At 55.7% G+C, this 905-nt stretch carries 1 protein-coding gene; it reads right to left on the bottom strand.

Features of this window, described 5'->3' with window-relative positions; all coding sequences use genetic code 11:
- Positions 1-646 (bottom strand): ABC transporter ATP-binding protein (locus E1297_RS38050; protein WP_368669813.1); only part of this gene is annotated, 646 nt, incomplete at its 3' end.
- Positions 647-905 lie beyond the last annotated feature (259 nt).

The following is a 905-nucleotide window of genomic DNA, read 5'->3' as shown; positions in this document are numbered from 1 at the left end:
CGGCCGTGCCGGTTTCCCGCTTGAGACGATCCATCAGGGCCAGAATCTCGGCCTGAATGGTCACGTCGAGCGCTGTCGTCGGCTCATCCGCGATCAGCAGGCGTGGCTCACAAGCCATGGCCATGGCGATAACAACGCGCTGTCGCATGCCGCCCGACAATTCGTGCGGGTATTGCTTCAGGCGGCGTTCGGGTTCGGGGATTCGGACCTGACGCAACAATTCCAGGGCTCGTGTTTCGGCCTCGGATTTGGACATGTTCTTGTGGATGCGCAGCCCTTCGGTCAGCTGACGCCCGACGGTAAACACCGGGTTCAGGGCGGTCATCGGCTCCTGAAAGATCATTCCGATCTCGTTGCCGCGAATCTGTTTCATCAGATCCTGATCGGCTTTGGACAGGTCCATCTCTTCGCCATCACGCCGGTCGAACAGCAATTGGCCACCCGCGATTTCACCACCGCCAAACTCGACCAACCGCATCAGCGAAAGCGAGGACACCGATTTTCCGGATCCTGATTCGCCAACAATACAAACGGTTTCACCCGGATTTACTTCGAACGAGACGTCTTCGACCCCGACGACGGGTCCATCTTTGGTTTGAAATTCAACCCGCAGTTTTCTGATCTGGGCAATTGGCTGGTCCAGCACGCGCACGCTCCCCTTGGCGGCTTATATTTTTTGATTGCCAAACGCTAAGGCCGCAAAGCGGGAAAAGTCAAACGCATTACCGAATTTCGCAGCGGCAAGGCTTGCAATTTTCAGAAACTCTGTTTCGATACGCCGCGTAACCGTTTTTGGGAGAGGGCGGAAAACACGAAACGTGAATTGCATTTATGTTTCATTTCAGCGCCTTGCACCCAGGTACGGCAACGCCAAATCCGCAGGCCTTGCGGAGATAATCGAGACA

The sequence above is a fragment of the Roseibium sp. RKSG952 genome (genome assembly GCF_009711355.1).
Note: the sequence above shows the minus strand (reverse complement) of the source record. Positions and strands in the feature narration are given on the sequence as shown.